Origin of the sequence: Faecalibacterium sp. AF28-13AC (assembly GCF_003478405.1) — a bacterium.
Lineage (GTDB): Bacteria > Bacillota > Clostridia > Oscillospirales > Ruminococcaceae > Faecalibacterium > Faecalibacterium prausnitzii_E.
Genome location: NZ_QUFG01000004.1, coordinates 203302 through 217719 on the forward strand (window position 1 = coordinate 203302; position 14418 = coordinate 217719).

The window sequence follows — 14418 nt, forward strand, 5'->3', positions numbered from 1 at the left end:
CTTTATTTTTTATGCGATATCATGAAGTGCCGCCCAATGAATGGACGAGTTATTACGGAAGTGTCTACCGCTGCAATCATCCTGTGTACCGTGTGTGCACCCTTTACAAGGAAGGTGCGAGGGGGCTATGTGTGATCCAGCAGCGATTCAACGAGAAGACAAAATCGACCTACTGGAGTGCCATCGACCCATGGCTGACCGACAAGATCTATCTGCGGCGGGGATTCAAGGAATATTTCGACAGCCATGCCGGGCGCAGAAATCAAAATGGAGAATATCCGACCGTGACCGTACGCCAGATCATGTGGGCATTGCGCATGAAGCCCATCAAGCGGGAACGGTGGGAGACTGTATTTGACAGGAGTATCATATGACAGAGAAAAACAACCACGAAGTGCGAGCCTCTTACCCCAGACGCTACCGGGCACAGTTCGGCGAGAACCTGAAGAAGAAACTGAAGGAGCGACGGATCAGCCAGGCTACCCTTGCAAAGGAGATGGGCGTATCCCGGACGTGTGTGGGATTCTGGTGCAACGGATACACGATCCCCTGCAATGAACGGCTGGAACAGCTGGCGCGTTTTCTGGAAACGAGTCCGAAGCGCCTGCTGGGATGTACACTGGACAGCAGGGAACTGGATGATATTTGGGCAAATCGGATCACTGGAGTGTAACGCGAAAAATTCTCCGTGCTTTATGGGACAAAGGCCCAGAAAAAGGAGAATGTAATATGAACGAATCTATTTTTAAGAAAATTTGGAATTATTCGATTACGGTTGGGCAGATGATCATGACAGCAATTGCAATGGCGATTGTAACGCTTATTGTATGTCTGTTGTGTCGGGCATTCCGGCCGTCGAAAGACTGATATTTCACGATAGACCGGTATACACAACTTGAGTTGGGTCGTCCCGGAGAAGAGCTGATGCGAAAGCATGGGCTCTTTCTTTTTTTAGACGCGAAAATTTCAGCTTCTATTATGGAGGAGATAGCTCAATTGGTAGAGCGCCACTTTCGGGTGGAGGTTATGGGTTCGAGGCCCATTCTCTTTTTCATTTTTATATTTTTTTTGGAGGTACTACATTATGGAGGACATTATGCACATCCAGTCTGCATTTCTGCGTGGGCTTATTTCGGACGCGGTTCGGAATGCGATCCGTAAGCGGGGATATGACGGCGTGAACGTCGATCTCAATGATATTTCTGCCGGATACAGCGAGAACGAGAAAAAAGTTCACGTGCATCTGGATATCGACGCCGAGATGAGCAAGAAGGATCTGGTGGATATTCTGAGGAGTATCGACATACTGTGACGCGAAAATTTCTCGATGCTTTATGAGATGATTAGTCTCAGAATTATATTTTTGGAGGTTGAACTTATGAAAAAAGCAATGAAACTTATATGCGCAATTGGTGGAGCTGCTGTGATTTGGAACATTATGGAATTAACATGGCTGGGAGGCATTGGATTTGCACATGGCATGGCAATTGGCAATCCTATCACTCATGATGATATTCAAAAGAGTTTTCAGAATGATGGTTTTAGCTTTAAGAAAACGGCGTACTTTGCTGGAGTGCTTTCGGGGCAAGATCACAAGGATATTTGAGAAATAGTCAAACTTGAGCTTACGAGAAATCGTAGGCTCTTTTATTTTTCAAAATGGAGGCTGAACATCATGAAAACATTGGACGACATTATTCAGAGCTGCACGGACCCGGCGACGAAAGGCGAACTCCAAGCGCTCAAAGAAAACCTTGAGCAGATCTATTCCAAGGTGGAGAACACGGAGGACTGCATGAGCATGTGTGCGGACGCAGATATTTACGAAAACTATCTGTCCGCGTCCAATCGACTTTATGAACTTCTCTACGGTGAAATCATTTTGTGATGGGAGGTTGAACTATGAAACTGACGAAAACATGCGCGAGATTCTTACGCAAGCACGGCGGGACTATTCTGGCGGTGGCAGCATCTGTAGGTGTGGTAGCAACGGCCATCGAGTCCGGACGGGCGACTACGAAGGCTAAACATTTGCTCGAAGTAGATGAGGCTTTGCGCAAATACAACGAAGATGAACAGGGCATTGTGGAGGAGCCACTGACAAAGAAACAAATTGTTCTGATATGCTGGAAGGCATACGTTCCGGCGGCAATTCTTGGCGGCGGCACCATCGCCTGCATCCTGGGCTCCAATGCGCTGAACAAGAAGCAGATCGCAAGCCTGACGGCGGCGTACATGGCGCTGGGGAAGACGTACCAGACCTATCGGGCGCAGGTTCGGCAGATGGTTGGAGACCAGCAGGAAAACGCAATCTTTGAGACGACAAAGTCCATCGAGATGACGGAAAAAGATCGAACCGTCGAGAATGCTGCAACTGAAAAGCTGCTTTGCTACGAACCGATATCCAAAAGATATTTCCATGCAACGGAGGCCGAGCTGCTGACGGCATTCTATGAAGTCAACCATGACTTTGCCATCAACGGGTATATCGCGCTCAATGAACTCTATGGATATCTGAACCTGGACTTCGTGCCGGAACTCGACGATCGCGGTTGGAGTATCGATTACCTCGGCGAGATGTGGGATAATTACTGGATCGACTTTAATTATCAGAAGCAGCATACGGACGATGGGCTGGATGTATATTATGTGACGGCATTCCAAGAACCCATCGAAGATTACTTGAACTTCGACCCTTATAAAGATTACATGGAAAGCAAAGGAGACTGATATTTATGAAGCATATCAACTGGTGGAAAGTTGCATCCATGGCGATGCTGGCAGCAAGCGCAATCATGGGCTTCGGGCATGACCTGATCGAGGACCAGCGCAGCGAGGAGGAACTGCAAGACATGGTGCAGGAAGAAGTGCGCCGTCAGCTTTCGGAAAAGAACTTGTAAACGCGAAAAATTCAGGCTCCTTTATGGAAGAGAAATCCAAACTGACAAATAAAGGAGATTGATATTTATGTACAACCATGATTATTATGCAACTCTGGATCAGGCAATGGTGAAGCTGCTGAAGCACACTGCACTGAACGGACTGCGGACGCTGAACGCGATCGCAATGTATCTGTTCATGCAGCCGATTCGGCTGTGCGAATACATTGAAGACTGTATCCGGATGGAGCGTGACAGTCAGAAGGAAACAGAGATCCGCTTCGAGAATTTGAAGCAGAATGGACACATCTGAAAAAGGCGAGAGCTTACGAGAAATCGTAGGCTCTTTCTTTTTATATTTTTACGGAGGTACGAACATGAACCTGAAAACATTTGCAAAGGCAGCGCGGAGAAGCGTGAGCCGGAACGCATCCAAGATCCTGGGCGGACTGGCCATTACCGGCGGCATCACGGCCGTTTATTTTGCAGTGACGGCCACCCCGAAGGCCATGATCCTGCTGGATGAGAAAAAGAAGGAACTGGGTGTCGAAAAACTCGATGCAAAGACCATCATCAAGACAGCAGGCCCGGTTTATATTCCGACAGCGGTGAGCATGGGCCTGAGCGCTGCATGCACCATTGGGGCCATCCATGTGGATGAACGCCGGAATGCAGCACTGGCAGCGGCTTGTACACTGTCGGAATCTGCGCTGAAGACCTACCAGGACAAGGTCGTGGAGACCATTGGCAAGGAAAAAGAGCAGGAGATCCGCGAGGCAGTTACCCTGGACAAGATGGCAAAATGCTCGGAACCGAAGAACATCCCGGTGGCAAAGGGCGTCAAATCGGATGATATTTCCTATGACCAGCGGGTCAAATGCTGGGAGAGCCTGTCCGGGAATTATATCTGGACGAGCAAGAACGCACTGGAACGCGCCCTGAACGGTGCAAACAAGCAGCTGCTCAGTGATTTCCGGGTGACCGAAAATGACCTGTTCGACTATCTGGGCATGGAGCACAACCGGAACGGCGATCTGCTCGGCTGGGATACCGATACGACGCTGGAGATCGAGACGTTCTATGCTTCGAAGCTGGACGAGGACGGGATGCCCTGTCTGGTGCTCGATTATGCGACGCCGCCGAAGTGGCTTGGGTATTGATATTTTCGACATCCCGCGGCCAGACGCGAAAAATTCATCTTCCTTTATGGAGGTAATACTCCAACATTATAAACTTTTAATAAAAGAAAGAGGTAACGAACTATGGACGAAATGAACAATGTGATGATGGAAAACGAGACTTCTACGGAGGTCGTTCCTGTTGAGACGCTTGTTCCCGTTACGGGAGAGGAACCTGCTTGCAACAACGACTGCGAGAGCAGCGCTGGGGTCAGCTTTGGCACAATTGTCAAGGTTGGCGCTGGCGTGGCGCTCGGCGTGGGCATTGCTGTGAAGTATGGTGTCCCTCTGGCGAAGAAGGGATTCAAGCGCATCAAGGGTGCGATGGCTTCGAAGAAGGCAAAGAAGAACGAAGTCATTGAAGTTGAGTCGAACGAAGGAACTTCTGACGAAGAAAATACGGAAGCGTAATGTTTGATAAAGCGAGAGCTTACGAGAAATCGTAGGCTCTTACTTTTTTGTTTTTTGAAAGGATGACAGTATGGCACAAGTAGAAATGCCGAAGTCCAGCATTGGCCAGAAGCCAGCAGAACCGAAGAAAAAGTTCCAGAAGGTCGTCAAAGGTAAGGTGACCGTCAAGGAACAGAACGACATTCAGAAGATCGCAAATGATTTTCTGGCGGAAGACCTCAAAACGGTGAAAGACCGCATCGTGATGGAGTATCTGGTCCCAATGGTCAAAAACGGCCTGTGGAGCATCTTCAACTCGGCGATCAGCATTGCACTCTGGGGCGAAGACCGCTCCCGCGGGAGTTCGGGTGGATATTCCGGCTCTGCATCCCAGCGGAACAGTTATGACCGCTATTATTCGGGCAATCAGAACGGACGGCAGGGGAATCCGAACCCTCCGATGCGCCGGAGTTTGCAGAACATCGACTTCGAATGCCGTGGCGATGCGGATGATATTTTGAACCAGATGTACAACGCCCTCCGCGACTACAAGCAGGTGACCGTGGGCGACCTGTGGGACCTGATGGGCGTTTCCAATGAGGCGACGGACTATAACTACGGCTGGTATATGCTGGATCAGGCATACATCAAGGGGATTCCGGGCGGCTACCGTCTGGTTCTGCCGAAGCCCGTACCGCTGCACTGATAGAAAGGATTGATATTTATGAAGTTCCTGAAAAGCATCAAAAAAGACGAGATCATGGCCACTGTGACCCGCACGGCATCCAAGTACGGCTATAAGCTGAAGAAGGCGAGTCCGACCATCATGATCGTGGGCGCTGCCATCGGCGGCGTAACTGCGACGGTTCTGGCCTGCAAGGCGACCATCAAGGCGCAGGATATTCTCGCTGAGCACAACGCAACGGTAGAGAGCATTCACGCTGCGAAAGACCAGATCAAAAACGGTGAGCTCCAGCTGGACGAAGGCGAGAGCTACACCGAGAAGGAGTTCAAGAAGGACATCACCACGGCATACATCCAGACCGGCCTGAAGCTGGCCAAGGTCTACGCGCCTGCTGTCGGCCTTGGTGCAGCTTCGCTGGGCTGCATGTTCGGCTCGCACCACATTATGAGCAAGCGAAATGCAAGCCTGACGGCGGCTTATATCGCGCTGAATCAGGCATTCAACGAATACAAGACCCGCGTGGGAGACCGCTTTGGCAGCCGTGTGCAGGAGGAACTGGAGCACAACATCAAGGCCGTGGAGATCGAGAGCAAGAACACCAACGAGCAGGGCGTTGAGGAGGCCATCAAGGAGTACAAGGACGTCGCCATGGCACACACCAGCCCCTACACCTGCATCTTTGACGAGACGGTGGACACCTGGCAGCCGGACAACATGCTGAACCGGAATTATCTGTTCCTGATGGAGCAGGCGGCGAACAAGCGTCTGCGTACGCAGGGGCATCTGTTCCTGAACGACGTTCTGAGCAGCATCGGCACCCACGGCGGTGTGACCATGAAGACGCCCGAAGGCCAGATCGTGGGCTGGATCTATGACCCGAACGATCCGACCCGGCAGAACCATGTAGATTTTGGCGTCACCAGCTACGTGGAGGGCGACGACGCTCTGAACAGTTTCATCAGCGGCGGTGAGCGCTCTGTGATGCTGCGGTTCAACTGCGACGGCCCGATCATCGACAAGATCTGAGACTGATATTTTGGAGGAATACGCTATGACCAGATTCGTGAAAAGACTTTCTTACGTTTTTGCTGCCATGGCCGGAGTCTGTTTCGTATCCGGTCTGGCGGTTCTTTCGGAGTGAGGGTGTTATGGACAGTTTGGAAAATATGTTTCTGTTTCTAGACTATCTGACCGATACCAAACGCAAGCGCCATGTCGTGGGAGGCATTCTGATGAGTGTCTCCCTTTTCTTTGGCGGTTTGGCTTTCACCATGATGAGCATCAAAGGAGAAGACGATGAACAAGACCATTCGTGACGTGTTGATATTTGCAGCGGGCTTTGTGGGCGGCGCCTACTTTATGCACAGGATGCTCCTGAAAAAGTATCAGGAGTACGCTGACCATCAGATCGAGGATGTCCGCGAGCACTACCAGCAGAAAGAGGCTGAGATGGACCAGACGATCGAGGAAAAGGCGACGCAGAAGAGCTTCGAGCAGCTGGCCGGGAAGTACCGCACCGAGTCGGACCCGGAAGCCATTGCCACCTGTGAGCCCATCGAGATCATCGAGCCGGACCGCTTTGGCGAGAACGATGATTACGAGACGAGTTTCCTGACCTATTACACGGACGGCGCGCTGGTTTTCGATGGCGAATCGAAACCGGTGGACGAGGATGATATTCCGACGCTCATCGGTACGGAGGCGCTGAAGCACATTGGTGAGTTTGCGCCGAGCATGATCCATGTGCGGAACAACAACTATCACAAGGACTACGAGATCCTTCAGGCTCAGCAGTGCTGGGCAAACGTCTTATCGGAGGAAGATGAATGACTTTTTCGAAGCTGACAGAGCAGTATTATGACTGGCTCTATAAGATTGTCTGCGGGGAATGGGAGCCGCGAAACCTGTCGTTTCACCGGCTGCTGATGTTCCTCTACAACCGCAGATTCATCCCGGCATGCGAGATGGACGTCTGCCGGGCAACGGATGGAAGCAACCTGCGTTACCGATTTGCAACGGAGAATGATATTCCGTATGCGAAGATCGATGCGGCATTCGGCGGTGAGCCATGCAGTATGCTGGAAATGATGGTGGGCCTCGCGCTCCGTGTGGAGGAACACATCATGGAAGATGTGACGGCTGGCAACCGCGTGGGCCAGTGGTTCTGGAACATGGTGGTCAGCCTGGGCCTCGCTGCGATGGACGACAGCCGCTTCAGCGAGGATCGGGCTGAATTTATTCTGGACCGATTCGACAGTAGAGACTACCAGCCGAACGGTGCAGGCGGCCTCTTTACACTTTCCCATCCGACCGAAGATATGCGCCAGATTGATATTTGGTATCAGCTGATGGCATATCTGAATGAGAACGAGTTTTGATGACATATGAATCAAAAATCTGCATCCCTATGGAAGGATTCGTTGAGAAGATACTCGACGATTCCCATGTGATGCTGCGAATCACGGCGTGTCGAGACGAGAATAACATTGGTCGGCTGATTCTGGCTGACCCGAATTACTGGAGGAAAATTGACAATGGAACTGACTGATATTTTGATCGACCTGAGCAACAGCAAGGCTGCGCTGGAGGTGGCCAACCACACCATCCGCCGCCTGAACGGTAAGTGCATGCGCAAGAATCTGGTCATCATCGGGCTGGCATGGCTCAGCATGAAGGCCTGCACGATGCTGGAGGAGAGCGAAAAGAAGCGCAAGGAAGCAGAGGAGCGCGCACGGAACGCTGAGACGCGTCTCTTTGAAGAGCAGCGGCCGAAGGACGTGTGCTGCGACGGTAAGGCCCGCGTCGATAAAAAAGAAGTCTGACACAGACCTCGTAGAAAGGAGGAAGTCAGTTGCCAATGATTGATTTCCTGATGATCGCAACGCGGATGGGAAAACGCAATACGATCGAAATTTACCCGAAATTCATCATCAAGAAATCCAAAGATTTGATGATCCGGGGTTCTGATTTCTATGCGATCTGGTTGGAAGAGCGCGGTTTATGGAGCACGGAGGAGCAGGATGCGTTGCAGCTGATCGACCGGGAGCTTGATATTTATGTGCAGGAACACAAGCAGCTGCTCAACGACAGCTATCGGGTGCTCCATATGTGGGATGCGGAGTCCGGCATGATCGACAACTGGCACCGATACTGCCAGCGGCAGATGCGGGACAACTATCACACCCTCGACGACACATTGATATTTGCAAACACCCCGGTCAAGAAGGACAGTTATGCGTCCAAGCGTCTGCCGTATCCGTTGGAAAAGGGGAGCATCAGCGCCTACGACGAGCTCGTTGGCACGTTATATTCTCCGGAAGAGCGTCAAAAGATCGAATGGGCCATCGGCGCCATCGTCAATGGCGACTCGAAAAAGATCCAGAAGTTCCTTGTGCTGTACGGTCCGCCCGGAAGCGGCAAATCTACGGTGTTGAACATCGTAGAGAAGCTGTTCGAGGGGTACTGCGGCACCTTCGACTCGAAGGCGCTGGGATCATCTTCGAATGCGTTTGCACTGGAAGCGTTCAAGTCGAACCCGCTGATCGCGATCCAGCACGACGGCGACCTGTCACACATCGAGGACAATACCCGGCTGAATTCGCTTGTCTCCCACGAGACGATGATGGTGAATGAGAAATTCCGGAGCGCTTATGCAAACCAGTTTAAGTGCTTCCTGTTTCTCGGCACCAACAAGCCGGTCAAAATCACCGATGCGAAATCGGGCCTGATCCGACGGCTCATCGACGTGAATCCGAGCGGGGAAAAGATACCGGCAAAGAAATACCTCGACCTGGTGGGCAAGGTGGACTTTGAGCTTGGCGGGATCGCCTGCCACTGCAAGGAAGTGTACGAGAAGAACAAACGTTTGTACGACGATTATATTCCGACTCGTATGATGGGTGCGTCCAATGATTTCTACAACTTCATGCTGGATTCCTATTATATTTTCAAGAAGGAAAACGGTGTCTCCCTGAAACGGGCATGGGCAATGTACAACGAATACAATACGGCTGCAAACGTGCCATATCCGTATTCGCGCCGTGCCTTCCGGGAAGAACTGATGAACTACTTCGAGGATTACAAGGAGCGGGAAACCGATGTGAACGGTGAGCGGGTGCGCAGCTATTACAGCGGTTTCAAGGCGGACAAGTTCAAGGAATTTGCGGATACCCCCCAGGGGGAGTCTGCGAAAAATGACCCCCCGCCTTCGTCCTGGATTGACTTCAAAGAGCAGCATTCTCTCTTCAATGATATTTGCAAGGATTGTCTGGCACAGTATGCGAACGAAAATGGCACGCCCCTGCAAAAGTGGGAGAATGTCAGGACCAGACTGGGCGTACTGGACACATCGAGACTGCACTATGTGAAAGTCCCGGAGAACCACATTGTGATCGACTTTGATATTCCGGGGCCAGACGGGAAAAAGAGCTTTGAGCGAAACCTCGAAGCTGCATCCAAATGGCCCAGAACCTACGCAGAGCTGAGCAAATCGGGTGCGGGAATCCACCTACATTATATTTACACAGGCGATGCGGCCAAACTGAGCCGGATCTATGACGAGAATATCGAGGTGAAGGTGTTCACGGGAAAGGCCTCGCTCCGGAGAAAACTGTCGAAATGCAATGATATTTCCATCGCAAACATCAGCAGCGGCTTACCATTGAAGGGAGAAAAAATGGTTGACACAAAGCAGATTCAGGATGAGCGGCATCTGCGTGTTCTCATCAAGAAAGCACTCGCCAAGGAAATCAGCCCCTACACCAAGCCCAGCGTGGACTTTATTGCGCACATCGTGGAGGAAGCGTATGAAGGAAACGTGCCGTATGACATCGATGATATGCGGAATGTGATCCTTGCCTTCGCGGCCAACAGCACCAACCAGGCAGACGCATGCCTCAAGATCGTATCGAAAATGCACTTCAAGTCAAAAGATGACATCGAGCGCAACGCTCCGACCGGGGAAGAAAAGCCCATGATATTTTTCGACTGCGAGGTGTTTCCGAACCTACTGCTTGTAAACTGGAAGTTTGCCAAGCAGGATAAAGTCTACCGGATGATCAACCCTAGCCCGGCGGAGATCGAAGGGCTGACAAAGTATCGGCTGGTCGGTTTCAACAACCGCAAGTACGACAACCATATTCTCTGGGCACGAATGCTGGGAATGTCCAATGAGCAGATCTACGCCCTGTCGAACCAGATCATCAACCAGCATACGGGCTTCTTTGGTGAGGCCTATAACTTATCCTATACGGATATTTATGACTTCTCATCGAAGAAACAGAGCCTGAAGAAGTTCGAGATCGAGCTGGGCATCCACCATCAGGAGCTTGGCTTGCCCTGGGACCAGCCGGTGCCGAAGAGCCTTTGGGACAAAGTTGCGGAGTATTGCGACAACGACGTTCTGGCAACGGAAGCGCTGTTCTATTCGAAAGACCGGCAGGCGGACTTCATTGCGCGTGAGATTCTGGCAGACCTTGCCGGAATGACAGTCAACGACACGACCAACAGCCTAACCGCCCGAATTATATTTGGGCGGGAGAAGCATCCGAAGCTGGTCTACACCGACCTGGCAACAGGTAAATCGGATTCGGTGGTGGAAGTTGAGCCTGATATTTTGACGGATCAGAACATCATCAATGCGTTTCCCGGTTACGAATGGGTACGCGGTGATGACGGAAAGATGCACAACATGTTCCGCGGCACCGACCTCGGCATGGGCGGCTATGTGTATGCCGAGCCGGGGATGTACCACAACATCGCTCTGCTGGACGTAGCATCCATGCATCCGCATTCGGCAGTGGCCATGAATTACTTTGGCGAGTACACCAAGCAGTTCAGCGACTTGATGGACGTGCGTATTCATGTAAAGCATGGTGAGTACGACAAGGCCAAGAAGCTGTTCGGAGGAAAACTTGCGAAGTATCTGGATGACCCTGGCCAGGCAAAAGCCTTGACACAGGCGCTGAAGATCGCCATCAACATGGTGTACGGGATGACCAGCGCGACCTTTGACAACCCGTTCCGCAACCCCAAGAACGTCAACAACATTGTGGCGCTTCGAGGGGCTTTATTCATGCGCACGTTGCAGGACGAGGTGCAGCAGCGTGGTTTCACCGTGGCACACATCAAGACGGATTCCATCAAAATCCCGGATGCCACGCCTGAAATCATCGACTTCTGCATGAACTTTGCGAAAAAGTACGGGTACACGTTTGAACACGAGGCTACCTATGAAAAGATGTGCCTGGTGAACAACGCCGTTTATATTGCAAAGTATCTCGATGCGGATACGGCAAAAGCGCAGTACGGTTATATTCCCGAAAAGAACGAGAAGAAAGGCGGAAAATGGACTGCCACCGGTACACAGTTCCAGGTGCCGTATGTCTTCAAGACGCTCTTCTCGAAGGAACCCATCGAGTTTCCTGACCTCTGCGAGACCAAAACTGTGTCGAAGGGTGCCATCTATCTGGATAAAAATGAGGACCTGCCCGAAGGCGAACACAATTATATTTTTGTGGGACGTGTCGGTCAGTTCTGCCCCATTATTCCGGGAAAGGGTGGTGCTCTGCTGCTGCGGGAAGCGGGCCTGAGTGATACCGGTGAACGGAAATATGCTTCTGTGACCGGAGCAAAGGATTACCGTTGGCTGGAAAGCGAGGCGGTCTATTCACTCCACATGGAGGACGATATCGACAAGGCATACTTCGACAAGGAAGTCAATGAAGCTGTCGATGAGATCTCCAAATACGGCGACTTCGAATGGTTCGCCGCCGATGATTCTGGGACTCCTCCCTGGAATGATATTCAGGATGAAGCTGCAAGAAATTTTGAAGTGAGGTGACAAATGTGTATCTGATTGATGATAACACTGGAAGGTGCGTTGGCGCAATCGATGTTGTCCGTACTGATGGCCCCGATATTATGGGTGGTTTCATCGTTCGTTTATCTTCGATTGAGATAACTCTTGACACTGGAAGGGAATTGGAGTTCCTCGCCAAAGATCTGTATGTGGACATTTTACACAATTATCACATTCGGAAGTTCTCTGAGAAGGCTCAGGGCAGCCGGGAGGACTATTACAAGGATACTTCCAAGCGGTGTGCTGGTGCTTCTGCTCAGAAGGCGAAGGAAAAATCCCAAAATGATATTTTGGACGAAATTCTCGAACTGATTGGGTCAGCAAAGAATACGATCAAAGACCTTGATAAGGTTCGGAGCAACGGGCTTGCGTTCAATGGCTGTCAGATTGATGCTCTTATCAAGCTGAATTATGCGATTGAATGCATTGAGTATATCAAAAAGAACAAAGGAGATTTATAAAAATGTACACCAAGCGTCAGAAAGTCAATATTGACGATACTCGTTTTATTTTTACCACCAACTTCTCTGGTGATCCCAGCCGTGACCGCTTTGGCTCGGACAAGCGCCGCGTCAATGTGGTCATTCCTACGCAGGAACTGGCCGATCAGTTGGTGGCTCTCGGTGTGAAGGTACGGCAGACCAAGCCGAATCCGGAGCGTACTTACGACGAGCCGTTTGTGCCGACCTACTTTGCTCCGGTCACTATCAACATGGAATCCAAGTGGCCGCCGCACGTGTACTGGATCACTACCACCGGCAAGCGCCTGCTCTGTGACATTGATACGATCGGTCAGCTCGATTTCATTCGGGTTAAGAATGTCTGCGTTCAGGCCAATCTCGTGGAGAAGCGCAACACTCCGGGCGAGTACAGCCTGTATGCAGATGTCATGTATGTGGAGCAGGATGCAGATGCCGATCCGTATGCAGAACGGTATGCGCGCTATGCTGCACCGGAAGCAGACATGGCCGAGCCGAGCGACCACACCGAAATTCCGTTCTGAGGGAGGAATGTTTTATGGCAAAACTGTTCGTCAGCTGCCCGATGCGTGGACGCACCGAAAGGCAGATTCATGACACGATCAACCAACTGTGTGATATTGCAGAGGCTATCTTCAACGAGAAGTTTGAAGTGATAGACACGTGGATCGCAGAGAACGCACCTGCGTCCAATCATGAGCAACTGTGGTATCTTGGAAAATCCATTCAGCTTATGTCGGAAGCAGACGCCTTTATCGGTGTCTACGATGACCAAAAGGAGTTTGCCGGGTGCATCGTAGAGAATTATACGGCAAAACTGTATGACATTCCGCAGTATCTGGTAAATATTGCGTATGTTGCTCCGGACGTTATCAACCGACGCCTGGCCGAGACGTATTAACGTTAAAATTGAGTGCCGGGGTCAGTCCCTGGTCGAATGTCCAGCCGGTGAGTGCCCACGTCGCAAATGGCGGCTCTAAGGAAACAGCTCTATTTATATTTATGAACGATTTGGAGGTTGACATCATGAAACGAATTAAAGTGCTCCGTATCAAAGCGCATTGCTATCCCGAAATCGTCCGAATCCCGCTTGGTCTGGACTCCTTGCAGAAAGAAGTTGGTGGCCCGATTCAGGCAACCTATCCGTGGGACGACCCTGTAGCCATGATTTGCAATGAAGAAGGCAAGTTGCTTGGCTGCTCGATGGACAATTTCAACCGTACACTTTTGTCCGATGATGGAACTCCGATCGACATCATCGCAGGAACATTTCTGATCGTCGGACTTACCGAAGATGATTTTGGATCGCTGAGTCCGGACCTTCTGGAAAAGTACGAGAAGCTGTTCCATCGACCGGAAAAATTCTGGGCAGAAGTTGATGCTTCTGGTCAATCTCATTTGAAAATCGACTACTGTGAGCCGGAAGAGCAATAACTTCAGGCGCATGTAGAACGAAGAGTCCTGGAGAAATCTGGGACTCTTTTTATTTGAGTCATTAGCATGGGCTGTACGGTGGGTTCGATTCCCGCATGACTCGCAAATACTCAAAGCAAAAGGAGACTGATATTTGTGGCAAAAGTTTGGAAGATCGACAAGCCATGTATGGATTGTGGGGTGATGATGTACGCCGTTTATCCTGGCCAAAGGTACTGCGAGAAATGCAGAAAGGCTCGGTTCCTAAAAAAAGACGAACCGAAGCCGAAGAAACTCACACTTCAGGATATCATGCGCGAAGCTGATAAGGAGGGCTTGCAATATGCGTCCTACTGCAAAAAGCACGGACTCTACTAAGAAAGAGTGGAAGGTCTTTACGAAAGACGGCAAGGAGATTTTTGCTTACACAGTCTATGGTGAAGGCGAAGACGAACAGGAGGCGACTATCGCACTGCTGGCCTACGAAAATCACTGTAGAAAAACTTCGATCCATGTACACACGGAATGGAGGTAA

At 50.8% G+C, this 14418-nt stretch carries 23 protein-coding genes and 1 tRNA gene; all 24 read left to right on the top strand.

What is annotated here, in order from left to right; all coding sequences use genetic code 11:
- Positions 1-131 precede the first annotated feature (131 nt).
- The 24 genes from DWY95_RS07155 (at position 132) to DWY95_RS07265 (ending at position 14418) form a co-directional block, all read left to right on the top strand.
- On the top strand, positions 132-374 hold the full coding sequence (locus tag DWY95_RS07155; protein WP_347562004.1) for a hypothetical protein: 243 nt from the start codon (positions 132-134) through the stop codon (positions 372-374).
- The gene (locus DWY95_RS07160; protein WP_118552936.1) at positions 371-673 is read left to right on the top strand and encodes a helix-turn-helix transcriptional regulator; all 303 of its coding nucleotides are present in this window, start codon (positions 371-373) and stop codon (positions 671-673) included. Before DWY95_RS07155 ends, DWY95_RS07160 begins: the two co-directional genes overlap by 4 nt.
- 56 nt (positions 674-729) lie before the next feature.
- Entirely contained in the window at positions 730-867 is a 138-nt protein-coding gene (locus tag DWY95_RS16990) for a hypothetical protein (protein ID WP_158577532.1), read from the top strand.
- Positions 868-981: 114 nt separating this feature from the next.
- A tRNA-OTHER gene (locus DWY95_RS07165) sits at positions 982-1051 on the top strand.
- Positions 1052-1084: 33 nt separating this feature from the next.
- Positions 1085-1312 carry a CTP synthase gene (locus DWY95_RS07170; RefSeq protein ID WP_118552937.1) on the top strand — a complete coding sequence of 76 codons (228 nt, stop codon included), beginning with the start codon at positions 1085-1087 and terminating at the stop codon, positions 1310-1312.
- 66 nt (positions 1313-1378) lie between these two features.
- Entirely contained in the window at positions 1379-1606 is a 228-nt protein-coding gene (locus DWY95_RS07175; protein ID WP_147365925.1) for a hypothetical protein, read from the top strand.
- A gap of 69 nt (positions 1607-1675) precedes the next feature.
- Positions 1676-1888 carry a hypothetical protein gene (locus DWY95_RS07180; protein ID WP_118552939.1) on the top strand — a complete coding sequence of 71 codons (213 nt, stop codon included), beginning with the start codon at positions 1676-1678 and terminating at the stop codon, positions 1886-1888.
- Positions 1889-1902: 14 nt separating this feature from the next.
- A complete protein-coding gene (locus DWY95_RS07185) occupies positions 1903-2730 on the top strand; it encodes a DUF6353 family protein (RefSeq protein WP_118552940.1) in 828 nt (275 codons plus the stop codon).
- A gap of 5 nt (positions 2731-2735) precedes the next feature.
- Positions 2736-2900 (top strand): hypothetical protein, encoded by a 165-nt coding sequence (locus DWY95_RS16995; RefSeq protein WP_158577533.1) that lies wholly within the window; start codon positions 2736-2738, stop codon positions 2898-2900.
- A 67-nt stretch (positions 2901-2967) separates the two neighbouring features.
- Entirely contained in the window at positions 2968-3192 is a 225-nt protein-coding gene (locus DWY95_RS07190; protein WP_118552941.1) for a hypothetical protein, read from the top strand.
- Between the two features lie 64 nt (positions 3193-3256).
- Positions 3257-4039 carry a DUF6353 family protein gene (locus tag DWY95_RS07195; protein ID WP_118552942.1) on the top strand — a complete coding sequence of 261 codons (783 nt, stop codon included), beginning with the start codon at positions 3257-3259 and terminating at the stop codon, positions 4037-4039.
- A gap of 102 nt (positions 4040-4141) precedes the next feature.
- Positions 4142-4468 carry a hypothetical protein gene (locus DWY95_RS07200; RefSeq protein WP_118552943.1) on the top strand — a complete coding sequence of 109 codons (327 nt, stop codon included), beginning with the start codon at positions 4142-4144 and terminating at the stop codon, positions 4466-4468.
- Between the two features lie 70 nt (positions 4469-4538).
- Complete coding sequence (locus DWY95_RS07205) at positions 4539-5153, top strand: hypothetical protein (RefSeq protein WP_147365926.1); 615 nt, start codon at positions 4539-4541, stop codon at positions 5151-5153.
- A gap of 18 nt (positions 5154-5171) precedes the next feature.
- Positions 5172-6158, top strand: coding sequence for a DUF6353 family protein (locus DWY95_RS07210; protein ID WP_118552945.1), 987 nt, complete (start codon positions 5172-5174; stop codon positions 6156-6158).
- Between the two features lie 122 nt (positions 6159-6280).
- Positions 6281-6448 (top strand): histidine kinase, encoded by a 168-nt coding sequence (locus DWY95_RS07215; RefSeq protein WP_118552946.1) that lies wholly within the window; start codon positions 6281-6283, stop codon positions 6446-6448.
- Positions 6429-6962 carry a hypothetical protein gene (locus DWY95_RS07220; RefSeq protein WP_118552947.1) on the top strand — a complete coding sequence of 178 codons (534 nt, stop codon included), beginning with the start codon at positions 6429-6431 and terminating at the stop codon, positions 6960-6962. The genes DWY95_RS07215 and DWY95_RS07220 overlap by 20 nt, the downstream gene beginning before the upstream one ends.
- A complete protein-coding gene (locus DWY95_RS07225; RefSeq protein ID WP_118552948.1) occupies positions 6959-7510 on the top strand; it encodes a hypothetical protein in 552 nt (183 codons plus the stop codon). The genes DWY95_RS07220 and DWY95_RS07225 overlap by 4 nt, the downstream gene beginning before the upstream one ends.
- A 156-nt stretch (positions 7511-7666) precedes the next feature.
- Positions 7667-7954 (top strand): hypothetical protein, encoded by a 288-nt coding sequence (locus DWY95_RS07230; RefSeq protein WP_118552949.1) that lies wholly within the window; start codon positions 7667-7669, stop codon positions 7952-7954.
- A 35-nt stretch (positions 7955-7989) separates the two neighbouring features.
- Positions 7990-11973 (top strand): DUF5906 domain-containing protein, encoded by a 3984-nt coding sequence (locus DWY95_RS07235; protein ID WP_118552950.1) that lies wholly within the window; start codon positions 7990-7992, stop codon positions 11971-11973.
- 5 nt (positions 11974-11978) lie between these two features.
- A complete protein-coding gene (locus DWY95_RS07240) occupies positions 11979-12452 on the top strand; it encodes a hypothetical protein (protein WP_147365928.1) in 474 nt (157 codons plus the stop codon).
- A 2-nt stretch (positions 12453-12454) separates the two neighbouring features.
- Entirely contained in the window at positions 12455-12994 is a 540-nt protein-coding gene (locus tag DWY95_RS07245) for a hypothetical protein (RefSeq protein WP_118552952.1), read from the top strand.
- Positions 12995-13008: 14 nt separating this feature from the next.
- Positions 13009-13371, top strand: coding sequence for a hypothetical protein (locus tag DWY95_RS07250; protein ID WP_118552953.1), 363 nt, complete (start codon positions 13009-13011; stop codon positions 13369-13371).
- A gap of 125 nt (positions 13372-13496) precedes the next feature.
- Positions 13497-13904: a DUF3846 domain-containing protein gene (locus DWY95_RS07255; protein WP_118553061.1), complete on the top strand. Its 408-nt coding sequence runs from the start codon at positions 13497-13499 to the stop codon at positions 13902-13904.
- Positions 13905-14226: 322 nt separating this feature from the next.
- The gene (locus DWY95_RS07265; protein ID WP_118552955.1) at positions 14227-14418 is read left to right on the top strand and encodes a hypothetical protein; all 192 of its coding nucleotides are present in this window, start codon (positions 14227-14229) and stop codon (positions 14416-14418) included.

Excerpts from the sequence above, each read along its gene's own strand:
- DWY95_RS07160 (WP_118552936.1), top strand. The coding sequence starts at position 371 with ATGACAGAGAAAAACAACCACGAAGTGCGAGCCTCTTACCCCAGACGC.
- DWY95_RS16990 (WP_158577532.1), top strand. The coding sequence starts at position 730 with ATGAACGAATCTATTTTTAAGAAAATTTGGAATTATTCGATTACGGTT.
- DWY95_RS07170 (WP_118552937.1), top strand. The coding sequence starts at position 1,085 with ATGGAGGACATTATGCACATCCAGTCTGCATTTCTGCGTGGGCTTATT.
- DWY95_RS07175 (WP_147365925.1), top strand. The coding sequence starts at position 1,379 with ATGAAAAAAGCAATGAAACTTATATGCGCAATTGGTGGAGCTGCTGTG.
- DWY95_RS07180 (WP_118552939.1), top strand. The coding sequence starts at position 1,676 with ATGAAAACATTGGACGACATTATTCAGAGCTGCACGGACCCGGCGACG.
- DWY95_RS07185 (WP_118552940.1), top strand. The coding sequence starts at position 1,903 with ATGAAACTGACGAAAACATGCGCGAGATTCTTACGCAAGCACGGCGGG.
- DWY95_RS16995 (WP_158577533.1), top strand. The coding sequence starts at position 2,736 with ATGAAGCATATCAACTGGTGGAAAGTTGCATCCATGGCGATGCTGGCA.
- DWY95_RS07190 (WP_118552941.1), top strand. The coding sequence starts at position 2,968 with ATGTACAACCATGATTATTATGCAACTCTGGATCAGGCAATGGTGAAG.
- DWY95_RS07195 (WP_118552942.1), top strand. The coding sequence starts at position 3,257 with ATGAACCTGAAAACATTTGCAAAGGCAGCGCGGAGAAGCGTGAGCCGG.
- DWY95_RS07200 (WP_118552943.1), top strand. The coding sequence starts at position 4,142 with ATGGACGAAATGAACAATGTGATGATGGAAAACGAGACTTCTACGGAG.
- DWY95_RS07205 (WP_147365926.1), top strand. The coding sequence starts at position 4,539 with ATGGCACAAGTAGAAATGCCGAAGTCCAGCATTGGCCAGAAGCCAGCA.
- DWY95_RS07210 (WP_118552945.1), top strand. The coding sequence starts at position 5,172 with ATGAAGTTCCTGAAAAGCATCAAAAAAGACGAGATCATGGCCACTGTG.
- DWY95_RS07215 (WP_118552946.1), top strand. The coding sequence starts at position 6,281 with ATGGACAGTTTGGAAAATATGTTTCTGTTTCTAGACTATCTGACCGAT.
- DWY95_RS07220 (WP_118552947.1), top strand. The coding sequence starts at position 6,429 with ATGAACAAGACCATTCGTGACGTGTTGATATTTGCAGCGGGCTTTGTG.
- DWY95_RS07225 (WP_118552948.1), top strand. The coding sequence starts at position 6,959 with ATGACTTTTTCGAAGCTGACAGAGCAGTATTATGACTGGCTCTATAAG.
- DWY95_RS07230 (WP_118552949.1), top strand. The coding sequence starts at position 7,667 with ATGGAACTGACTGATATTTTGATCGACCTGAGCAACAGCAAGGCTGCG.
- DWY95_RS07235 (WP_118552950.1), top strand. The coding sequence starts at position 7,990 with ATGATTGATTTCCTGATGATCGCAACGCGGATGGGAAAACGCAATACG.
- DWY95_RS07245 (WP_118552952.1), top strand. The coding sequence starts at position 12,455 with ATGTACACCAAGCGTCAGAAAGTCAATATTGACGATACTCGTTTTATT.
- DWY95_RS07250 (WP_118552953.1), top strand. The coding sequence starts at position 13,009 with ATGGCAAAACTGTTCGTCAGCTGCCCGATGCGTGGACGCACCGAAAGG.
- DWY95_RS07255 (WP_118553061.1), top strand. The coding sequence starts at position 13,497 with ATGAAACGAATTAAAGTGCTCCGTATCAAAGCGCATTGCTATCCCGAA.
- DWY95_RS07265 (WP_118552955.1), top strand. The coding sequence starts at position 14,227 with ATGCGTCCTACTGCAAAAAGCACGGACTCTACTAAGAAAGAGTGGAAG.